The organism is Paenibacillus sp. J22P277 (assembly GCF_059383675.1).
In genome coordinates, this window is sequence record NZ_JBXENS010000008.1 from 315,619 (window position 1) to 336,779 (window position 21,161).

15 protein-coding genes are annotated in these 21,161 nt (G+C 61.3%); 12 read left to right on the forward strand and 3 right to left on the reverse strand.

Features of this window, described 5'->3' with window-relative positions; all coding sequences use genetic code 11:
- Nucleotides 1-288: 288 nt before the first annotated feature.
- The 7 genes from AC50YL_RS28300 (at nt 289) to AC50YL_RS28330 (ending at nt 12,704) form a co-directional block, all read left to right on the forward strand.
- Nucleotides 289-1,950, forward strand: coding sequence for a copper resistance CopC/CopD family protein (locus AC50YL_RS28300; RefSeq protein WP_494836390.1), 1,662 nt, complete (start codon nt 289-291; stop codon nt 1,948-1,950).
- A gap of 46 nt (nt 1,951-1,996) precedes the next feature.
- A complete protein-coding gene (locus AC50YL_RS28305) occupies nt 1,997-2,869 on the forward strand; it encodes a sensor histidine kinase (protein ID WP_494836392.1) in 873 nt (290 codons plus the stop codon).
- Entirely contained in the window at nt 2,866-3,579 is a 714-nt protein-coding gene (locus AC50YL_RS28310) for a response regulator (RefSeq protein ID WP_494836394.1), read from the forward strand. Before AC50YL_RS28305 ends, AC50YL_RS28310 begins: the two co-directional genes overlap by 4 nt.
- Before the next feature lie 158 nt (nt 3,580-3,737).
- On the forward strand, nt 3,738-4,406 hold the full coding sequence (locus AC50YL_RS28315; protein WP_494836396.1) for a YcnI family copper-binding membrane protein: 669 nt from the start codon (nt 3,738-3,740) through the stop codon (nt 4,404-4,406).
- 390 nt (nt 4,407-4,796) lie between these two features.
- A complete protein-coding gene (pheS, locus tag AC50YL_RS28320; protein ID WP_161745541.1) occupies nt 4,797-5,828 on the forward strand; it encodes a phenylalanine--tRNA ligase subunit alpha in 1,032 nt (343 codons plus the stop codon).
- Between the two features lie 16 nt (nt 5,829-5,844).
- Complete coding sequence (pheT, locus tag AC50YL_RS28325) at nt 5,845-8,289, forward strand: phenylalanine--tRNA ligase subunit beta (RefSeq protein WP_494836398.1); 2,445 nt, start codon at nt 5,845-5,847, stop codon at nt 8,287-8,289.
- Between the two features lie 269 nt (nt 8,290-8,558).
- Nucleotides 8,559-12,704, forward strand: coding sequence for a hypothetical protein (locus AC50YL_RS28330; protein ID WP_494836400.1), 4,146 nt, complete (start codon nt 8,559-8,561; stop codon nt 12,702-12,704).
- Nucleotides 12,705-12,921: 217 nt separating this feature from the next.
- Here AC50YL_RS28330 and AC50YL_RS28335 read toward each other — a convergent pair whose 3' ends face one another.
- Both AC50YL_RS28335 and AC50YL_RS28340 read right to left on the reverse strand, forming a co-directional pair.
- Entirely contained in the window at nt 12,922-13,314 is a 393-nt protein-coding gene (locus AC50YL_RS28335) for a cupredoxin domain-containing protein (RefSeq protein ID WP_494836401.1), read from the reverse strand.
- A gap of 101 nt (nt 13,315-13,415) precedes the next feature.
- A complete protein-coding gene (locus AC50YL_RS28340; RefSeq protein ID WP_494836403.1) occupies nt 13,416-13,778 on the reverse strand; it encodes a phage holin family protein in 363 nt (120 codons plus the stop codon).
- A gap of 220 nt (nt 13,779-13,998) precedes the next feature.
- On the opposite strand from AC50YL_RS28340, the gene AC50YL_RS28345 reads away from it, so the two are divergent.
- From AC50YL_RS28345 to cysK, 5 genes are all read left to right on the forward strand, one after another.
- On the forward strand, nt 13,999-16,362 hold the full coding sequence (locus AC50YL_RS28345) for an endonuclease MutS2 (RefSeq protein WP_494836405.1): 2,364 nt from the start codon (nt 13,999-14,001) through the stop codon (nt 16,360-16,362).
- A 17-nt stretch (nt 16,363-16,379) separates the two neighbouring features.
- Nucleotides 16,380-16,799 carry a DUF350 domain-containing protein gene (locus tag AC50YL_RS28350; protein ID WP_161745529.1) on the forward strand — a complete coding sequence of 140 codons (420 nt, stop codon included), beginning with the start codon at nt 16,380-16,382 and terminating at the stop codon, nt 16,797-16,799.
- 143 nt (nt 16,800-16,942) lie between these two features.
- Nucleotides 16,943-17,500, forward strand: a complete 558-nt coding sequence (locus AC50YL_RS28355) for a hypothetical protein (protein ID WP_494836407.1) — start codon at nt 16,943-16,945, stop codon at nt 17,498-17,500.
- Between the two features lie 270 nt (nt 17,501-17,770).
- Nucleotides 17,771-19,096 (forward strand): MFS transporter, encoded by a 1,326-nt coding sequence (locus tag AC50YL_RS28360; RefSeq protein WP_494836729.1) that lies wholly within the window; start codon nt 17,771-17,773, stop codon nt 19,094-19,096.
- A gap of 25 nt (nt 19,097-19,121) precedes the next feature.
- Nucleotides 19,122-20,039 carry a cysteine synthase A gene (cysK, locus tag AC50YL_RS28365; RefSeq protein WP_494836408.1) on the forward strand — a complete coding sequence of 306 codons (918 nt, stop codon included), beginning with the start codon at nt 19,122-19,124 and terminating at the stop codon, nt 20,037-20,039.
- Nucleotides 20,040-20,067: 28 nt separating this feature from the next.
- On the opposite strand, the gene AC50YL_RS28370 is transcribed toward cysK, so the two are convergent.
- The gene (locus AC50YL_RS28370; RefSeq protein ID WP_494836409.1) at nt 20,068-21,144 is read right to left on the reverse strand and encodes a CotH kinase family protein; all 1,077 of its coding nucleotides are present in this window, start codon (nt 21,142-21,144) and stop codon (nt 20,068-20,070) included.
- Between the last annotated feature and the right edge of the window lie 17 nt (nt 21,145-21,161).

A 21,161-nucleotide genomic window follows, 5' to 3' on the forward strand; every position in this document is an offset into this window, starting at 1 on the left:
ATGAAAGCTCGCAGCGGCGCCCTTTCGCAAACGATCCCTCGGCGGCCTGCGCGGCCGCGTAAAAAAATAAAAAAAGCAAGCAGGGCGAATAAACAGTATATCATTTCCGGGAGCCGTTGTGTGGTGACAATAATAGGGACTTGTTCGCCCGGAACGGGAAAGGCATTCGTTCAAACAAAAGTTGAAATTTCGGTTGGTGCTGGCCATGCGGCTCTAGTACACTTAAGTTTAGTTATCGGTTTGCGATCCGGGCACATTGAAGAGTAGGAAGGGACGTGAAGACGCAAGATGTTGATCGGCCGCAGGTACACAAAAGAAAAAACGTTTCGTTTCATCGTCCAGGCCGCGGTGCTTGGCCTCTGGTTGTGCTGCATGCTGTTCGCCGGGCCGACGGCCGCGTTCGCGCATGCGGAGCTGGAGCGCACCGTGCCGGAGCCGAATACCAAATACGAGCAGAGCCCCAAAGAAATAGAGCTCGCCTTTAATGAAGCAATCGAAGCCAAGGTCGGTTCGCTGGAGGTGCTCGACGACAAATCCCGCCGGGTGACGGAAGCGGATCCGAAGACGAGCGCCGATCATAAGTCGCTGACGCTCGCCCTGCCGAAGCTGGGGGAAGGCGTTTATACGGTGTCGTACGCGATCGTTTCGGCTGACGGGCATCCCATCAGCGGATCCTACGTCTTCGTCGTGGGCAATCCGCCGCAGGGGGTCGATGCCGCCGCTTTCGATCCGCACAAGGAATTGGGGCACGAAGGGCACGGCGTCTCTACCCAACTGACGACCAACGAATTCATTATCTACGCCGTTCGTGCTTTATATTATGCGGCGCTGCTGTGGACGGCAGGGCTGATGATCTGGCCGCTGCTCGCCAGGAAGCGGGGAGCCGTCCTGCCGGGCATTCAGAAGAAATGGGAGCGGATCGCGCTCCAAACGCTGCTCGTATCGGTCTTGCTTTACGTATTCGTCCACGCGCGCGAGATCTTGAAGGGCTACCCGACCAGCGATTACGGCAAGCTGTTCCTCGAAACGGCCATCGGCAAGGAATGGATCGCGCTCATCGCCCTGTCGCTCGCCGGCTTCGCGCTCGTGCGGCTGCATCCGGTCGCGAGGACCTTGTGGGCCGCGGCGATATTGGCCGTGGAGGCTTGGAGCGGACATGCGGCGGTGTTCTCGCCGAAATCGGCATCCGTGCTTTTCGATTTCGTTCATCTCGCGTCCGCGGCCGTATGGGTAGGCGGATTGACGCTGCTGTTCCTCCTGTGGCGGCAGGACCGCAAGGAGGCGGGGCGTTTTGCCGTGCTGTTCTCCAAGGCGGCGTTGCTCTCCCTGATGCTCCTGGTCTTATCCGGCGTCGGCCTGACGCTTTTGTTCCTGCCGAAGCTGAGCTACCTCTTCTACACCTCGTGGGGAACGCTGCTGCTGATCAAGACCGGCCTCGTCGTGCTCGTGCTCGGGGTCGGCGGCACGCTTCATATGAGAATAAGAAAGGGAGACCTGCCGACGTCGGCGCTGCTTCGCGCGGACGCGGCCTTGATGGCGCTGATCATCGTCGTGGCGGCCTTGTTTACGTACGTAAGCCCGCTTCCGGCCAACGAACCCGTCACCTATCATCAAATGGGCGACAAAATGCACTTGTCCTTCCGGGTAACGCCGAATAAAGCGGGCGTCAACGAATTGACCGTCAAGGTGTGGCTGCCGGATGCCGTCGGCGCTGCGAAATCCGCGGAGCTTCGGCTGTTTTCGCTGGACCGCAAGGAGCTCGGGCCGATCGATGTGCCGCTTAAGACGTTCGAAGACACGGAATTGACGGATTTCGAAGGGTTCGTGAAGACCGCCTACCAAGCGGAGGGGCCGTACATTCCGTTCGCCGGCCGTTGGCAGGCCGAGATTCGAGTCAGGGACAAGGACGACAACGAGAGCGTGCAGACCGTTGAATTCCGCAATTACTGATTAAACGGATGCCGGCGTAAATCAAACGACGAAGGGAGGCTGGAAGATGGCGTACAAGCGCATCAAATGGCTTATCCTGTGGACGCCGACGCTGACGATCGCGCTGTGGGAGTATTTGCGCCATACGTTCCTGCTTCCCTACTTGTCGATGGATCTCGGCAACGCGCTGGCTCCCGTCATCGTCATGACGGTCACGGCCACCTTGCTCATGAAGCTGTTCCGCATGCTGGAGGAAACGCAGGAAACGCTGCAGCGGTCCAAGTCCGCCGAAGCAGCCTTCGTGGAGAGAGAGCAGCTGGCGCGCGAGCTGCATGACGGTATCTCGCAGTCGTTGTTCCTCCTGTCCGTGAAGCTCGACAAATTGGAGCACGCGAAGGATTCCGAGCAAGTCGCGGAAACGGCGCAGCAGCTCCGCCGGACGGTCAAGCACGTGTACGAGGATGTTCGGCAGTCGATCGCGAGCCTGCGGAGCGAGCCGTCCAAAACCGATGTGCAGTGGATGCAGGCGGTGCGCGAAATGGCCGCCGAATTGGCGCTTGGCGGCTTGGACGTCGAGCTCGACTGGCAGTTGACCGACGCGAAGCTGACGGGCAAGGAAAAGATCGAGCTGCTCGCCATCGTGCGCGAAGCGATGCTGAACGTGCAGAAGCACGCCCATGCTTCCCGCCTGACCGTAAGGGCCGTGCCCGCGGAAGGGGCGGCAGGCGAGGCGTTCCGTTGCATGATCCGGGACGACGGCGTAGGAGCGGAGCCGGAACAGCTGATGGCCAAGGGCCGTTACGGCGTCCGGATGATGCAGGGGCGGGCGGAAGAGATGGACTGGCGGTTTGCGGTGCGCCGGGCCGTCCCGGCAGACGGGCCATGGCCGCATGACGGCGGAACGATTGTCGAAGTCGCGAAGGGAGCACGGGGAGGATGAACGGAATCGAAACGGTCAAGGTGCTGCTGGCGGACGATCATCCTCATGCACGCGAGGGGATGCGCGAGATACTGGGCGATGCGCCGGAATTCCATATCGTCGGCGAGGCGGCGAACGGCGAGCAGGCGGTCATGCTTGCCGCCGAACTGGCGCCGGACCTGGTGCTGATGGACATCAACATGCCCGTCATGACGGGGCTGGAAGCGACGCAATTGATCAAATCCATTGATCCGCGGATCAAGATCATCATGGTGACGGTATCGGACGATATCGCCGATCTGTTCGAATCGATCAAGCGCGGCGCCCAGGGTTATCTGCTCAAGAACCTGTCGCCTTCTTCTTGGCTGGAATATTTGCGGGCCGTTGCGCACGACGAGGCGCCGATGTCCAAGGAGCTGGCTTACCGCATGCTGCAGGAATTCAACGGCGCGGGCGGCGCGGGGAAGAAGCGGCCGGGCGGGGAGCCGCCGACCGCCAAACCCGCCGGCCTTGCAGCGGAAGAAAAAGGGCATACGGCCCTGACGCAGCGCGAGCACGAAGTGCTGGAACAGGTAGCAGGCGGCGGCTCCAACCGGCAGATCGCCGAGACCTTCGGCATTTCGGAGCATACGGTCAAAAATCATTTGAAGAACATCTTGCAGAAGCTGCACTTGGATAACCGGGTTCAACTGACGCGTTACGCGCTCGAAAAAGGGCTTTTGAAGGAATAGCCGGTTCCGTTCGCCGCGCGAGACACCTTTTCGTAACAATCGCATAGCCCGTTCGAGTCATGCCGCCGTCCCGCTGCTGCGGTATACTCGCTCAGTAGGCAACGATTATTGAAGCGGCAAATGGGGAACATTTGCTCACGAGGAGGATGTTCGTCGATATGGTGAAACGCATGATGAATAATAGCAAGAAGTTCGGGGTTATCGGGGCGGTCGTGATGTCGCTGTTCCTGTTCGCATCCATGGCCAGCGCGCACGTGACGGTGCAGCCGCCGCAGACGACGCAGGGCGGGTACGAGGTATTCTCCGTCCGGGTGCCGAGCGAAAGCGAAAACGTGACGACGACGAGCGTGAAAGTAACGGTGCCGGAAGGCGTGGCCGTGAGCCGCGTGGAGCCGAAGGCGGGCTGGAAATACGAGCTGGAGCTCGCGGCCGATACGAAAGCGATCAAGTCGATCACATGGACGACGGAAGGCAGCGGGCTCGCGCAGACGGAATTCACCGATTTCCGCGTCTCCGGCAAAGTGGCGGACGATGCGACGCAGCTCGTGTGGAAAGCTTATCAGACCTACAGCGACAAATCCGTCGTGGAATGGGTCGGCGCCGACGGCTCGGATCACCCGGCTTCGGTCACGACGGTCGTGGCGGGCACGGGCGAGGGCGACGGGCACGGGGCTCCGGCTGCCGGCGATGCCGGAGCGGCGGCTTCGGAAGAGGCGGATAGCGGCAGCGATAGCACGAAGGAAAACGTGACGCTCGGCCTGTCGATCGCGGCCGTCGCGCTGGGCGCGCTGGCGCTTATCGCCGCGCTGGCAAGGAAGAAACGCTAACGCGGGAAAATAGGCGGCCGCGCGGTGCGGGACGGACTTGCGGACGGATATGGAAATTTCGTATAATAGAAGGCATATACGTCAATGCGATGAGGAAGAAGAGTACGCAGTGCTTTCTTGACAGGGAGAAGACGCCGTAGATTGAGAGCGTCTTTGGGAAATCAGGCTGCGGAAGTTCGCTTCCGAGCAGGCTTCTGAACGGGTGCGGCCGACAAGGCGGCATGAGGTAGGAAGCTCCGGTCGTCCGGCCGATACCCGGAAGCATGAGGAATTGCTTATTCGGCATCATCGCGGCCGGGCAGTTTGAATTAGGGTGGTAACACGGTTCTTTCGTCCCTTACGGGGAGAGAGGACCGTTTTTTTATTTTTCGCAGAAGGAGCTGGATTGGAATGAAAGAGCGTTTGGAAGCACTGCGCGCCGAGGCGCTGCAGGAGCTGCAGGGAGTCGACGGTCCGCAACAGCTGAACGACCTGCGGGTCAAATATTTGGGCAAGAAGGGCGCGCTGACGGAGATTCTCCGCGGCATGGGCGGGTTGAGCGCCGAAGAGCGCCCGGTCATCGGGCAAGTCGGCAACGACGTGCGCGCCGCCATCGAAGCGGTCATCGAGACGAAGCAGGCCGCGTTCCAGCAGGCCGAGACGGAGAACCGCCTTCGCGCGGAGACGATCGACGTCACGCTGCCGGGCAACAAGCTCGGAGCGGGCGCGGTGCATCCGCTGAACAAGGTCGCGCAGGAAATCGAGGACGCGTTCATCGGCATGGGCTACTCCATCGCCGAGGGACCGGAGGTCGAGACCGACTTCTTCAACTTCGAAGCGCTGAACCTGCCGAAGAATCACCCTGCGCGCGACATGCAGGATTCCTTCTACGTGACGGACGAGATCCTCATGCGAACGCATACCTCGCCGGTACAAGTGCGCACGATGAAAGCGATGAACGGCAAGCCGGTCAAGGTCATCTGCCCGGGCAAGGTATACCGCCGCGACGACGACGACGCGACGCATTCGTTCCAGTTCAACCAGATCGAGGGCCTCGTCATCGGGCCGAACATCCGCATGAGCGATCTCAAGGGAACCCTGCTGCAGTTCGTGCAGCTCATGTTCGGCAAGCAGGCGCAAATCCGCCTGCGCCCGAGCTTCTTCCCGTTCACGGAGCCGAGCGCCGAAGTCGACGTCACGTGCGTGCAGTGCGGCGGTCACGGCTGCCGGATGTGCAAGCATACCGGTTGGCTGGAAATCCTCGGCTGCGGCATGGTGCATCCGCGCGTGCTGGAGATGGGCGGCTACGATCCGGAGGAAGTCAGCGGCTTCGCGTTCGGCATGGGCGTCGAACGGATCGCGCTGCTGAAATACGGCATTGACGACATTCGTCATTTCTATACGAACGACCTGCGCTTCCTGAGCCAGTTTGTCCGAATGTGAGAGGGAGGCTAATACGATGAACGTATCTTATAAATGGTTGAGCCACTATATCGATTTGCACGGCTATACCGGCGAACAGCTGGCGGAGCTGATGACGGGCGGAGGCATCGAGATCGATGTCGTGGAGTCCCGCAACAAAGGCGTGACCGGCGTCGTCGTCGGCCGCGTGCTGACGAAGGAAAAGCATCCCGACGCCGACAAGCTGAACGTCACCAAGGTCGACGTCGGCGGACCGGAGCCGCTGCAGATCGTTTGCGGCGCCAAGAACGTGGATGCCGGCCAGCTCGTGCCGGTCGCGACGATCGGCGCGGTGCTGCCGGGCGATTTCGCCATCAAGAAGGCCAAGCTGCGCGGCGTGGAATCCCAAGGGATGATCTGCTCCGCGAAAGAGCTCGGACTGAACGACAAACTGCTGCCGAAAGAACTGCAGGAAGGCATTCTCGTGCTGCCGGAGGGCACGGAGATCGGGGCGTCCATCCTGGACGTGCTCGGGATAAACGACGAAGTGCTGGAGCTTGACCTGACGCCGAACCGCTCGGACTGCCTCAGCATGCTGGGCGTGGCGTACGAAGTCGGCGCATTGACCGGCCGCGAAGTGAAGCTTCCCGACACCCGGGTGAGCGATTCCGCGGAGCAAGCCTCCGCCCATGTATCGGTCCGCATCGAAGCGAAGGAGCAATGCGCGCACTACGCCGCGCGTTATATCAAGGGCGTGAATATCGGGCCGTCGCCGCTGTGGATGCAGAACCGCCTGATGGCCGCGGGCATCCGTCCGATCAGCAACGTCGTGGACATCACGAACTTCGTCATGCTGGAGTACGGCCAGCCGCTGCATGCGTTCGACGCCGACAAAATTCCGGACGGCCGCATCGTGGTGCGTCTCGCGAACGAAGGCGAAACGATGAAGACGCTGGACGGCCAAGAACGCAAGCTGGAGCCGCATATGCTCGTCATCACGGATGGCGAGCAGCCGCTGGCGCTTGCGGGCGTCATGGGGGGCGCGCATTCCGAAGTGACTTCGTCGACCGTAAACATCCTGCTGGAATCCGCGCGTTTCGAAGGCGGCACGATCCGCAAGACGTCCCGTCAAGTCGGCCTGCGCTCGGAATCCAGCGTGCGCTTCGAGAAAGGCGTCGATCCGGCACGCGTCATTCCGGCGCTCGACCGGGCGGCATCGCTGATGGCCCAGTATGCCGGCGGTCATGTGCTCGACGGCATCGTGGAAGAAATCGCGGCGCCGGCGGAGAAGACGGTCGTGACCGTGTCCATCGCCAAGATCAACCGCTACCTGGGCACGAGCCTCTCGAAGCTGGAATTGGAGACGATCTTCAGCCGCCTGCAGTTCCCGTTCCAGCTCTCGGGCGACGGGGTGTTCACCGTCGACGTGCCGAGCCGCCGGGGCGATATTACCCGCGACGTCGACTTGATCGAAGAAGCGGCCCGCCTGTTCGGCTACGACAACATTCCGACGACGGCCATCGAGGGCGCGGCCACGCCGGGCGCGCTGACGAAGCCGCAGGCGATTCGCCGCGAGCTGCGCAAGCGGCTGACGGACGCCGGCCTGCACGAAGTGATCAGCTACTCGTTCACGCATCCGGACCGGACGACGCTGTTCCCGTCGCTCAACGGAGACGGCGTGCTTCCCGTGCGCCTGGCGCTTCCGATGAGCGAGGACCGCAGCGTGCTCCGCACGAGCCTGCTGCCGCAGCTTCTGGAAACCGCGGCCTACAACCGCAACCGCAAAACCGACGATGCCGCGATATTCGAAATCGGCAGCGTCTTCCATACGGACGAAGAGACGCTTACCCGTCTCCCGCAGGAGAAGCACCGCTTGGCGATTCTGCTGACGGGCAGCCGCAGCCGCGCGGAATGGAACCGCAAGGCGGAAGCGTACGATTTTTATGATTTGAAGGGCATCCTCGAAACGCTGGCGGACGTGCTCGGCGTAAGCGGATCGATCGGCTACGAAGCCGCGCAGCCGGAGCATATGCATCCGGGCCGCACCGCGGCGGTCGTGTTCGACGGCGAGCGCGGTCCGGTCACGATCGGTTATCTGGGCCAGCTGCACCCGGCCGTTCAAATCGAGCACGACCTTGGCGATACGTACGTGCTGGAGATCGAACTGGCGCCGATCTACGAAGACGCCGATTTCGCGATCGTCTACAAATCGCTGCCTCGCTACCCGGCCATGGAACGCGATATCGCCGTCGTGCTGAACCGCGAAGTGGAAGCGGGCAAGCTGACGGAGGCCGCGGCCGAGACGGCGGGCGAGCTGTTGGAGTCGATCCGCATCTTCGATATCTACACCGGCGAGAAGCTGGGCGCGGACAAAAAGAGCGTTGCGCTTTCCCTCGTATACCGGCATGCGGAGCGTACGCTGACGGACGAGGAAGTCGCGGAGCTGCACGGCAAGGTGGTCGCGAAATTAGAACAATCTTTTGCGGCGGAATTGCGTAAATAGGCAGGAGATGCCAATAGCCGCATCGAATTAGTTCCTTGCGAACGAATTTCGATGCGGCTTTTTTATCCCCCCCGGGCTGAATTGGCCGATACCGGAGGCGGCCGTGGCGTAAGCGTTTGCGACAGACGAGCATTCGGTTTGGGTTTGCGGCAGAGGAATCAGCAGCAGGAGCACGTACGGAGACTGGCGGAAACGGATCATCTGAATGAAATGAATGTCGAAATGAGCAGCAATGAAATATTTACCCGGAACAATAGGAGGATACCCTCATGAACGCTGCCGATCGGACACGTGTGACGGTTGACATATACGGTAACCAATTCAAACTGACGGGTCACAACAACCCGGAATATATCAAGCGGATCGCTGCTTTCGTGGACGAGAACCTGCATAAGCTCGCCAAGGGCTATCCGCGTCTCGACCTGCCCAAGCTCGCGATGCTGGCTTCGGTGCAAATGGCGGAGGACGTGTTCCGCCTTCGCGTCGAGAACGAGCGTATGCAAGAGACGGAAGAGCGGCGCAAAGCGGCGGTCGCAGAGCTTGAGCAAGCCAAGCTCGTGCTCGATGCGCTGCAGGACGAGCTGGACGCGGAGCGGCGGAAAGCGGAGCAGGAGCTGCAGGCGGAGCGCGAACACGCGCGCGTAGAGCTGGAGCGGACGAGCGCCGGCCTTCAAGGCCGCATGGAAGCCGCGGTTCGCGAAGCCGAGGCGAAGCTTGCGCAAGCGGAAGCCGCCGCGCAGGCCGAGCTTGCTCGGATGCGAAGCGAGCTGGAGGAGCAGCAGCTCCAAGAGATGCTCGCGGCCCAAGCGGAGCTGGATCGGGCGCAGGCCGCGCACGAAGCTTCCCGCGAAGCGGCGCAGGCTGAACGGGCGCGGTTGGTCGCCGAGCAAGGCGTGCAGCGGGAAGCCGCCGAAGCGGAGCTCGTGCGCGTGCGCGAGGAGCTGGAGCTGGAACGCGAGCTCGAGCGGGAATCCGCGCTGGAAGAGATGGAACGGCTGAGCGCGATGCTCCAAGGACGGATGGAGCAGGCGCTCCGCGAAGCGGAAGCGCAGCTGGCGGAGGCACGCTTGGCCGCTGCCGAAGAGCTGGCGCTTGCGCGCGAAGCATTGGAAGCGGAGCTGTTGCAAGCCCGGAGCGAACTGGCCGAAGAGCAGGAGCGTCATGCCGGCACGGAACGCGACGGCCAAGCAGCAATGGAGCTCGCGCGTCAGGAAGCGGTGCAGCGGTTAGCGGCGGAGCGCGAAGAGGCGGCTGCGGAAATCGCGGCGGTGCGCGATTCGCTGGAAGCCGAGCTGAAGGGATTGCGCGAGTCGTTCGAGCACGAGCTTGAACAGCAGCGGCTGCTATTGGAGCAGGAACGCGAGGGCCGGCTGCTCGAAACGCTGGAGGCGGAAGAAGCGCTAGAACAATCGAAGCGTTCCGCCGAAGCTCAGCGATTGACGGAGCTGGAAGTCGTCAGGGCGGAACATGCCCGGACGCTTGAAGAAGCTTCGGCGGAGCAGGCGCGTAAGCGCGAGGCGGCTGAGGCGGATTGGGCACTGGCGAGGGAGGCTGCCGAAGCCGAGCTGGCACGGGTGCGCGAGGAGATGGAAGCGCGCTTGGCTGAGCAGCGTTTGGAGCTGGAGCAGGAATGGGAGCGCCAGGATTTGGCCGCCCAGGCTGCGCAGGAAGCGCTGCAGGCGGTGGAAGCGAGGGCTGCAGGCGAGCTCGAAGCGGCTGCGGCGGAACGCGCAAGAGCGCTTGAGGAAGCTGCCGCGTTGCGGGCCATGGAGCGCGAAGCGGCCGAAGCCGAGCTGGCGCGCACGCGGGAAGCCTCCGCTGCCGAACTCGCACAGCTTCGCGAAGTGCTTGAAGCCGAGCTGGCGCAGCAGCGTCTGATGCTTGAGCAGGAGCGCGACCACCGGGAGTTGTCGGAGTTGGAAGCGCAGGAAGCGCACGAGCAGGCTTTGCGGGATACGGAAGCAAGCGCAGCGGCCGAACGCGAGTCGCTTTCGCGTCAGTTGGAAGAAGCGCAAACGGAGGCGGCAGCCGCGCGCGAGTCGCTCGAAGCTGAACTGCATGCGGCGCAGGCGAGGGCGGCAACGGAGCGTGAAGCCGCCGAGGCCGAGCTGCGGCAGGTCAGGGAAGCGGCGTCTTCGGAGTTGAATTCCGCGAGGGAAGAAGCCGAGGTCGAGCTGGCTCGCCTCCGCTCGGAGCTGGAGTCGAGGCTGGAGCAGGAACGCGAGAGCCGGGAGCTGTCGGAGCTGGAAGCGCTCGAAGCGTACGAGCAGGCGCTGCGGAATGCGGCAGGAAGCGCGGCAGCGGAACGCGAATCGCTCTCGCGTCGGTTGGAGGAAGCGCAAGCGGAGGCGGCAGCCGCGCGCGAGCTGCTTGATACTGAGCTGCAAGAAGCGCAGGCAAGGGCTGCGGCGGAGCGTGAAGCCGCCGAAGTCGAACTGCTGCGGGCTAGGGAAATGGCGTCTTCGGAGTTGACTTTCGCGAGAGAGGAAGCCGAGGACGAGTTGGCTCGCCTGCGCTCGGAGTTGGAGTCGAAGCTGGAGCAGGAACGCGAGAACCGGGATCTGGCGGAGCTGGAAGCGTTGGAAGCGCACGAGCAGACGCTGCGGGACGCGGAAGCAAGAGCCGCAGCCGAACGCGAATCGCTCTCGCGCCGGCTGGAGGCAATGGCCGCCGAACGCGAGGCTTTCCAAGCTGAATTGCGAGCAGCGGAGACAAAGGCTGCCGAAGAACGCGAAGCGCAACGGGCTTTGGAAGCAAAAGCCGCGGAGGAACGCGACGGTTACGAGCAGATGCTGCTCGCCGCAGCGACGCGAGCAGGCGCGGAACGCAGGTCGCACGAGCAGGCGCTGCAAGCCGCGGAAGCGAAAGCGGCGGAAGAGCGGGAAGCGCGCGAGCAGGCGCTGCGGGAAGCCGAAGCTTTGGCGTCTGCCGAGCTTGAGCGTCTGAAGGAAGCGGCCGCGCAGGAGCAGGCGAAGCTTAGAGAAACGATGGATGCGCAGCTCGCGGAGCACCGCAGGGCGATGGAAGCACAACTCGCGCAGCAGCGCGAATCCGCTCATGCCGAGCTGGAGCGCGAACGCGAAGCCGCATTGCTCGAGATGATCGAAACGCAGGACAAGCATGAAGAAGAGCTGCGCCGCGAGCGGTCGCTGCAGGAAGCGACGGCGTCCGCGGCTGCCGAGCAACTGGCGGAAGCGCGGGCCGAGCTGACGGCGCAGCTGGAACAAGCGCTTGCATCGGCTTCGGCGGAAACCGACGCCATCCGTCAGGAGGCGCGAGAGCGGGAACAACAGTTCCTCGCAGAAGCTGCGAATGCCGCGGCTCAGAACGGCGCCGCCGAGAACGCATTACGGGAACAGGTGACGCAGTTGAACGCGACGCTGGAGGAAGCGGCGGCGAAGCTTGCGCGGGAGCAGGAGGATTCGCAGGCGCTCCTGGAGCAGGCGTTGGAGGAAGGCGCTGCCGAAGCGGCCTCGCTGAGAGAGGATCATCGCCGTCAGGCGGACGCGGCTTATGCAGAAGCGGCGGAGCGCGAGCGATCGCTGCGGGAAGAACTCGAGCACCGCAGCGCCGCGCTTGCCGGAGAACGCGAGCAACTTGAAGCGCAACTGAGCGCCGCCAGTGCAGAGCTCGAGAACATGCGCCGCCAGTTGGCGGATACGCAGGAAAACGGCGAGCTGCTATTAATGGAAGCAGCCGAGCTGGAAGAAACGCAGCGTTCGACGATCGAACGGCTGCAGCAAGAGCTTCGCGAGCAGGAATACGCCGCCGAGCAATTGCGGCAGCACGCGGAACAACTCCAGCGCAACGAGCAGCGCCGCGCGGCTTCCGCCGAGGAACAGGAACGGCAGCTGGGCGAACTGAACGCGCAGCTTCAAGAGGCGCGGCAGAGCGCGGAAGAATATATGTCGCTGCAGCTGGAGCTGCGTCAAGAACGCGATGTCATCAGACAAGAATTGGCTCTGTTGGACACCCGGAATGAAGAACTCGCGAGCAAGCTGCAAGCTGCCGAAGAGCGTGCAGCCGATCTCATGCGCGAAGCGCGCCAGCAAATGGCGGAAGCGGAGCGAATTGCCGACGAAGCCGCCGAGGAGCTGGAACGTCAGGCGCATGCGGCGGAGTCCGAGCTGGTATTGGCGCAGCGGCAAGCGGCTGCGCACGCGGAATCGGAAGCCGGCTTGCTCGAGCAGCTCCGGACCGTGGAGGAAGAAGCCAGGCATGCGAAGCGGGCGTCGCAGCAGATCGACGAGCGCTTCGCGGAACTGGAATCGGCGCTGAACGAGGCGGTGCAGGATAAGCAGGAGCTCCGTTCCGTGCATGAGCAGCTTCAGATCGAACATGGCAAGTTGGTCACGGAATACAGGAAGCTTCAAACCGAATTCAATGATTGGCTCGAGTTGATCGAGAAGAGCTAGCCTGAAATAGCCGTACCATGAAAAAAGGACAGTGCCCGACGGCGAGCGGCTTCGCGAAGCCGCTCCATCGGTGCACGGTCCTTTTCTGTATCTCAAGGCGCCAAAAAGAAAACCCGCCTCCGGGCAGTCGGCCTGCCGGAACCGGGCATTCGCAAAATCGTCTTGATATATGCCTTGTCGAATTGAGATGCAACATGCCGAGACGCAAACCTGGCTTCTACTCGACTTCGAACTTCGCGACCATCTTGGAATGTCCGTTGCCGCACATGATGTCGCAGTGGAATTCGAACGTTCCCGCATCATTGAACGTGACGACTTGGGGCTTGCCGGAATCGAGCTTGATGTCCATATCCGGAATTTCGACGCCGTGAACGCCGTCCTCCGATACGAGCGTGATTTCGGTCGGCTCGCCTTTTTTGATCTTGTAGACGGGCTCGTCGAACTCGAAGCGTTTCGCTTTGATCGTGATTTTGGCGGAAGCGGCCGAGCCGGTCTCCTGGACATTGCCGTTCGAAGCGCCGTCGGTATTGGAAGTTGACTTCGAACCGCATGCGGCCAATACGAAGATCGCCGCGGCAAGCATCATGGACATGAACAGTAATTTTTTCACGTAGCGTGACTCCCCTTCTCTTACATGGAATGATAAACAATTCCAGTATAACGCGAACGGGACAAAATTACTGTGACGATCTGTTGAATCCCGTCATCCCGCTAAGCGCGGTCTTTGTCGCGGCCTGCTTCGTACGGCGTGCTGACCGGGATGAACAGGTCGATGATGCCGATGACGAGCGCGGCCAGAATCGCGCCGAGCCACGTGACCGATACGCCGCCGACGATGAATTGCGCCACCCAGATGACGAGCGCGCTCATCAGGAATCCGACGATGCCGCGTCCGAACGGCGTGACCCTTTTGCCGAAAATGCCTTCTACGATCCAGCCAAGTATGGCGATGACGACCGCGAGCAGCAGTGCGCTCCAAAACCCGCCGACGCTGAATTGAGGAACGATGTATCCTACGATCATAAGCACGATCGCCGATACGATAAATCGAACGACATGACCCAGAAAATGCATATCGATTAACCTCCTGTAAAGTATAGTGGCGAAGCGGCCGGCCAGGTTCGGCGCCGTCAAACGGCGAGACCGCGAAGCAGAAGCCGGCTATCCAAGAAGCGTTATACTTCCCGTGTACATGTAGTGTTGCCTTTTTCGGCGGTGCCATTCATGGAAACGGGCGGCGTAGCGAACGGACTGCGCTTCGGCTATAATAGGAAACGAGAGGAGTTGTGCTCGCTTGGACAGCAAAATTTTACACACGCTCGATTATGCCAAAATCGTATATAAATTAGCGCAGCATGCCGCGACCGCGCTCGGCAAGGCCGAAGTCGAAGCGCTTCACCCGAGCCCGGACCTGGAAAACGTCAAGCATGCGCAGCAAGTAACGGACGAAGCGTACAAAGCCGACCGTTTGAAAGGAAGCGCGCCGTTCGGCGGCATCGCGGACATCAAGCCGTCGCTGCTGCGTTCGAAGATCGGCGGCACGCTCAATCCGGCCGAGCTGTTGGAAATCGCCGAAACGGTGCGTGGCGGACGCCGCGTGAAGCGGCATGTGCTGCAGCTGCACGACGACGATCCGGTGCCGTCGCTGGCGGCGATGGCCGAGCAGCTCACGGAGCATAAACCGCTGGAGGATGCCATCTTCCAATGCATCGACGACCAAGCCGAAGTGATGGACAGCGCCAGCGTCGAGCTGGCGAACATCCGCCGCGAGCTGCGTGCGGGCGAATCGCGCGTGCGCGAGAAGCTCGAGAGCATGATTCGTTCCTCCTCCGTGCAGAAGATGCTGCAGGACGCCATCATTACCATCCGGAACGACCGATACGTCATCCCCGTAAAGCAGGAATACCGCTCGAATTTCGGCGGCATCATTCACGATCAGTCGGGCTCCGGCGCCACGCTCTTCATCGAGCCGGAAGCGATCGTCGTGCTGAACAATAAGCTCCGCGAGCTGCGCCTCGCCGAGGAACGCGAGATCGAGAAAATCCTGCAGAAGCTCACGGCGCTGGCAGCGGATTACGCCGACGACCTCATGATCGATTTGGACTTGCTCGGCAAGCTCGACTTCGCTTTCGCCAAGGCAAGGCTGGCCCATGTCATGGGCGCTTCTCAGCCCCGCATGAACGACCGGGGTTATATCAAGCTGCGCAAAGGACGGCATCCGCTCATTCCGCGCGAGCAGGTCGTGCCCATCGATGTGGAGCTCGGCAACAATTATACGGCCATCATCGTGACGGGACCGAATACCGGCGGTAAAACGGTATCGCTCAAGACGATCGGACTGCTCAGCCTGATGGCGATGTCCGGTTTGTTCGTGCCCGCAGAAGAAGGAAGCCAGCTCTGCGTGTTCGACGCGCTCTATGCCGATATCGGGGACGAGCAAAGCATCGAACAGAATCTGAGCACGTTCTCCTCGCACTTGACCAATATCATCCGGATCTTGAAGACGATGACGCCGAAGAGCCTCGTCCTGCTCGACGAGCTCGGCGCGGGAACCGATCCCGCCGAAGGCTCGGCGCTCGCCATCGCCATTCTGGAGCATATGCATAAGCTCGGCTGCCGAATCGTCGCGACGACGCACTACAGCGAGTTGAAGGCATACGCGTACAATCGCAAAGGCGTCATCAACGCGAGCATGGAATTCGATGTCGCGACGCTGAGCCCGACGTACCGGCTGCTGATCGGCGTCCCCGGACGAAGCAACGCTTTCGCCATCGCGGAGCGGCTTGGCTTGCAGCGGAGCATTATCGACCACGCCAAGGGCGAAGTCAGCGAAGAGGACATTCGCGTGGAAACGATGATCGCGTCCTTGGAAGAAAACCGCATCGGCGCCGAGAACGAGCGTCAGACCGCCGAAGCGCTCCGCAAGCAATTGGAAGAGCAGCGCGCCGGCCACGAAGCGGAGCTGCAGCGCTTCGAGGAACAGCGCGAGAAGCTGCTCGCCAAAGCCCAGGAGGATGCGCGCGAGGTCATGCTGCGGGCGAAACGCGAAGCGGAAGACATCATCGCCGACTTGCGCAAGCTTGCGCAGGAGGAAGGCGCGGCCGTCAAGGACCATAAGCTGACGGAAGCCCGTCGCAGATTGGACGAAGCGACGCCGGAAGCCCGCAAGGCGGCGAAGAGCAAAGCCAAGACCGCGAAGCCGCAGGAAATCGAGAACGGCGACGAGGTCATGGTGTACAGCCTTGGCCAACGCGGCCACGTGGTGGAGCGAACCGGCAGCGAAGCCCTCGTGCAGCTCGGCATACTGAAGATGAAGGTGGCCATCGGCGACCTGGAGCTGGTGAAGCGCGCCGAGACGGGCAAGACGCAGCAGCCGAAGCTGGCCGCGAGCTTGAAGCGCACCCGCGACGAGAACGTGCGCTCGGAGCTCGACCTGCGCGGCTCGAACCTGGAGGAAGCGATGCTGGAAGTAGACCGGTTCCTCGACGAATCGTTCCTTGCCGGCTTCGGCCAAGTCTTCATCATTCATGGCAATGGCACGGGCGTGCTTCGTACCGGCATCAGCGATTTTCTGCGCAGGCACAAGCATGTGAAGAGCTACCGCCTGGGGAAATACGGCGAAGGCGGTTCCGGCGTGACCGTCGCTGAACTGAAGTAAGGAGATGGGGCCTCGGGATGGATACGGAAGTCGACCAATTGCTGAGCAATACCTTCGCGGCATCGCTGGCGTACGTTTCGGTTGCGGTGCTGGCGCTGCTGATCTTCTTATATGTTTTCGAACTGGTCACCCGCTATAAATGCTGGCAGGAAATCAAGAAGGGCAATTTGGCCGTGGCGATGGCGACCGGCGGCAAGATTTTCGGGATTTGCAATCTGTTCCGCTTCTCCATCGAGGCTAACGAGACGGTCTATCAAAGCATGGTATGGGCGGTATTCGGCTACGCCCTCTTGCTGGCGGCTTATTTTTTGTTCGAATTTCTGACGCCGGTGTTTCGGATCGACGACGAGATCCAGAACGACAACCGCGCGGTCGGCTTTATCGCGATGATCATATCCATCTCGCTGTCCTACGTCATCGGCGCTACGATCGCTTAAGGCGGTCATGTAAACCATATGGGGGATTGTTGCACGAATGAAATATTTATGGGGAACCCTGTTCGCGCTGGCTGCGCTGTTCGTGATTTTCGGAGTCTACTATTTGATGCAATAGCTAATACGGGAATAAGGAGAGAAGCTGCATGAGCGATCAACATCATCAACACGAGCAAGACGGGCCGGTCATTTGCCCATGGTGCCAGACGGAGATCGTCTGGGACGAGGAAATCGGTCCGGAACGCTACTGTCCGCATTGCGAGAACGAGCTGTCGGGTTACCGCACGCTGCAATTGGATTTGAACGAGGACGAGGACGAACCGGCACGCGGAGCGGTCGAAGAGGAAGAAGAGGAAGAGACCGACTGGAAGGCGAACGGTCCCGAGGACATGACGGATTTCGTGGAATACAACAGCCGGCGGATGGCGATGGACGGGACGATGGAGCGGGTGCTGGAAGACCAGCTCGAGGCGCCCGAATGTCCATCCTGCCGCGAGCTGATGCTGGAAGCCGGCACGCATATCGTGACCGGCGACCATTTCAGGCCGAGAATTCCCGCCGCGCTGGGCGCGCCGGTCGTCGAGACGCCGTTCGCGCTGGTGCTGTACGTATGCCCGTCATGCTTCCATACGGAGAACCGGCTGTCGGTTCATGACCAGGAACGGCTTGTGCAGGTGCTGACCGAATCCGATTCGGAGCATTAAGCGGGCGCAGGAATGGCAAGTTATTGAAAAAAGGGAAATCCGGCATGCCGGCCCCCTCTTGAGGGCATCTTACGCCTAGCTGAAGCTGGCGATTGCCGCGTTCCCCCGACCTTCGTCGGCGAACGCAAACCAATCGCCTTACTGGCGAATGCTGCATTCTCCGACTTTCGTCGGCGAACGCAAACCAATCGCCTTACTGGCGAATGCTGCATTCTCCGACTTTCGTCGGCGAACGCAAACCAATCGCCTTAGCAGGAGGGATGCCGCTTGGTGCAAGGCAAACATACGGCGCAGAAGCGCCGGCATGCCGGCAAAGCCGCCCGCGCCGGACTTCGGACCGTTTCGAACGAAGACGGCGGAACGCGCGATTATACGTCCCGCACGCTGGATGGACAAGCCGTGCTGCTGCTGGCCGTTCAGGCCATGCTGGGCACGGCCAACGCGCTGTCGGGTACGTTTTTGCCGATCTATTTATGGAAGACGAGCCAATCCTTCGCGCTCGTCGGCTGGTTCAATTTCACGCAGTTCCTCGTGAGCGGGCTTACGTTCTGGCTGGCGGGAAAATGGGTCAAGGAACATAATAAAATGAACAGTCTCCGGCTCGGCGTGGCGCTGTCCGGCTTGTTCTATTTCGTCGTGCTGCTGCTGGGCGAGTCCGCGGTCGATTATGCAGTGCCGCTCGGCATTATGATCGGCATGGGAAACGGATTTTTTTGGCTCGCGTTCAACGTCGTTTATTTCGAGGTGACGGAGCCCGGCAACCGCGATCGCTTCAACGGCTGGGCGGGGCTGCTCGGTTCGGGCGCGGGCATCGTGGCGCCATGGATCTCCGGCTGGCTCATTACGATGAGCAAGGGGGAACGCGGCTATCATATTATTTTCACGGTGTCCGCGGTGATCTTCGCGGTCGGGGTCGTGCTCAGTTTCTGGCTGAAGAAGCGCAAGTCGACCGGCACGTACGAATGGCTGCACGGCATTCGGCAGCTGCGCGAGCGGGGCAACCCGTGGCGGTTCGCCGTTCCCGCCATCGTCTGCCAAGGCGTGCGCGAAGGCGTGTACATGTTTTTCGTCGGCCTGCTGGTTTTTCTGGCGACCCAGAACGAAGGCAAGCTCGGCAATTTCTCGCTGATCACCTCGCTCGTGGGCCTTGCCGGCTTCTGGCTTGTCGGACGGATGCTGAAACCTCGGCGCAGGCGGGCCGCGATGCTGATCGGGGCGGTCGCGGTAACGGCGGTCATCGCGCCGCTGTTCTGGCCGTTGTCCTATCGGACGCTGCTCGTGTTCGGCATCGGGACCGCGTTATTCATGCCGCTGTACGTGCTGCCGATGACGTCGACGGTGTTCGATCTGATCGGGAGCACGGAAGACAGCGCCAAGCAGCGCGAAGAATTCGTCATTTTGCGCGAAGCGGGCTTGACGGCCGGCCGGATCGTCGGCGTCGCCGCGTATTTGCTCGTGCTTCCTTATATGAAGCAATCCGATTACATCGTGCCCGGGTTGATGCTCGCGGTAGGCGCATTCCCGATTCTCGGGTGGTGGCTGATGCGCGGGTTGCTGGGGAGGGCCGCGGCAGGAAGGAAAGAAACCTCGACATGAGGCGGATAGCGGAGGAGGAGAAACTATGCCCCGGATCGTAAACGATATCACGGAGCTTATCGGGGACACGCCGGTCGTGGCGCTCTCGCGCATGAAGGAGCAGGGCTCGGCGGAGGTATTGGTGAAACTGGAACGGTTCAATCCGAGCGGAAGCGTGAAAGACCGGGCGGCGTTCGCGCTGATCGCGGCCGGTGAAGCGCAGGGAGCGCTGGCGCCGGGAGCGACCATCATCGAGCCGACCAGCGGCAACACGGGCATCGGACTCGCCATGAACGCGGCAGCGAGAGGCTACAAGCTGATTCTCGTTATGCCCGATAACATGACCAAGGAACGCATCGGACTGCTGAAGGCATATGGCGCCGAGGTCGAGCTGACGCCGGCCGCGGAGCGGATGCCGGGCGCGATCCGAAGAGCCATGGAGCTCCAAGCGGAGCGGCCGGGCAGCTACATCCCGAATCAGTTCGAGAACGAAGCGAACCCGAATATCCATCGAGTGACGACGGCCCAAGAAATTCTCCGTCAGACGGACGGGCGGCTGGATGTGTTCGTCGCGTCCGCCGGAACCGGCGGCACGATCACGGGAACGGGGGAGACGCTGAAGGCCGCGCTGCCCGGCTTGTACGTCGCGGTCGTCGAACCCCTCGGATCTCCGGTATTGTCCGGCGGAAAGCCGGGACCGCATAAGCTCGTCGGCACGAGTCCGGGATTCGTGCCGAAGATTCTGAATACGTCCGTCTACGACGAGATCGTGGCGGTCGCGGACGAAGCGGCGGTGGACACGATGCGGCGGCTCGCCCGCGAGGAAGGACTGCTGCTCGGACCTTCGTCCGGCGCATCCGTCTGGGCGGCCATGATGCAGGCTCGCCGGATCGGCGAAGGCGGGCGCGTGCTGTGCATCGCGCCGGACAGCGGCGAGCGTTATTTAAGTATGGGATTGTTCTAAGCATTCGCGGCAGACCACTGCCGACGCGTTAGTCCCGCCAAGTTTTCAATTCTTCCATCACGATGGCCCTGCGCTCCTGGATGTAGCTGCGAAACAATTCCGGCTCCTCCTCGAAAGAGCGAAAGGGCCATTTTCGCGTGAAATCGTCCCGGATGGCGGGGGTGATTTGCTCGTACAAGCCTTCGATCACGGGTTCGATGGCGCTCAAGGTGAACTTGCTTTCGAGCAGCTTGGCGAGGATTTTCCGGTAAGCCTGCCGGCAAGCTTTATAGGAAAGCACCTTGCGCGTCAACGCGTTATAACCCTTCACGTCCACCAAATCGCTGCCGCAAAGCCTGCCGTAGCAGTTCCTTCCCCACGTCCCCTCGTAGTCCCACGGAATGATCCGGTATTTCCCCGTCGAGGTATGCTCGTAGAGCGCGTAATTCTGGTCGAAACCGTCGTAATTGCCCGTCAGCACGGCGCCTGCAAGCCATTTCAAATAAACGGCTATGTCGAGTCGCTTGGCCATGAAGGTACGCAGCGACTTTCTCGGCAGCCGGTTGACGTTGCGCACGAAACGGACCAGCCGGCGCTCGGTTTTGTTTACGTTGCCGTTCATGACGCGGTAGCCCTCGACAAGCGACTCCTTGATCTGCTCGGTATCGGGATCGATGAGGCTGAAATTCGCTTTGTCGTTGACCGCGTATATGAGCGCTCGCGAGCCGATGTTCCGACGGCGGAAGAAGGCCGTGTCGACCGACTCGATCTCCAGGTATACACCATGGGGGTACCCGTTCCATTCCAACCACATATGCTTCGTGCGCGGCGACGGAACGCCCATCATATTGAAGAATTGAAAGGACAACGCGTTGCGGATCATGGACGGATCGTCGAATTCGGCATTCCAATGAAGAATCCCGTTGGTCCCGTAATGGATCTCGTAGGATTTCTTCGGGTAATTCCGCGTGTGGCCGCCGCGAAACCGCAGCTGCGCATCCATCGTCTTGCCGTCCATTTCAAGCTTCACGGGCGCGAATTCATTGCTCCAGACGTCGGCCTGGAGGCGTCGCAGATCGTCCTCATCAATCGTTATTTTGCGCGTAGGGAGCCCTTCCCCGGACATTCGACCATCTCCTTAGG

What these genes read in the sequence shown, in the direction of transcription:
- AC50YL_RS28300 (WP_494836390.1), top strand. Translation starts at nt 289, where the DNA reads ATGTTGATCGGCCGCAGGTACACAAAAGAAAAAACGTTTCGTTTCATC.
- AC50YL_RS28305 (WP_494836392.1), top strand. Translation starts at nt 1,997, where the DNA reads ATGGCGTACAAGCGCATCAAATGGCTTATCCTGTGGACGCCGACGCTG.
- AC50YL_RS28310 (WP_494836394.1), top strand. Translation starts at nt 2,866, where the DNA reads ATGAACGGAATCGAAACGGTCAAGGTGCTGCTGGCGGACGATCATCCT.
- AC50YL_RS28315 (WP_494836396.1), top strand. Translation starts at nt 3,738, where the DNA reads ATGGTGAAACGCATGATGAATAATAGCAAGAAGTTCGGGGTTATCGGG.
- pheS (WP_161745541.1), top strand. Translation starts at nt 4,797, where the DNA reads ATGAAAGAGCGTTTGGAAGCACTGCGCGCCGAGGCGCTGCAGGAGCTG.
- pheT (WP_494836398.1), top strand. Translation starts at nt 5,845, where the DNA reads ATGAACGTATCTTATAAATGGTTGAGCCACTATATCGATTTGCACGGC.
- AC50YL_RS28330 (WP_494836400.1), top strand. Translation starts at nt 8,559, where the DNA reads ATGAACGCTGCCGATCGGACACGTGTGACGGTTGACATATACGGTAAC.
- AC50YL_RS28340 (WP_494836403.1), bottom strand. Translation starts at nt 13,778, where the DNA reads ATGCATTTTCTGGGTCATGTCGTTCGATTTATCGTATCGGCGATCGTG.
- AC50YL_RS28350 (WP_161745529.1), top strand. Translation starts at nt 16,380, where the DNA reads ATGGATACGGAAGTCGACCAATTGCTGAGCAATACCTTCGCGGCATCG.
- AC50YL_RS28355 (WP_494836407.1), top strand. Translation starts at nt 16,943, where the DNA reads ATGAGCGATCAACATCATCAACACGAGCAAGACGGGCCGGTCATTTGC.
- cysK (WP_494836408.1), top strand. Translation starts at nt 19,122, where the DNA reads ATGCCCCGGATCGTAAACGATATCACGGAGCTTATCGGGGACACGCCG.
- AC50YL_RS28370 (WP_494836409.1), bottom strand. Translation starts at nt 21,144, where the DNA reads ATGTCCGGGGAAGGGCTCCCTACGCGCAAAATAACGATTGATGAGGAC.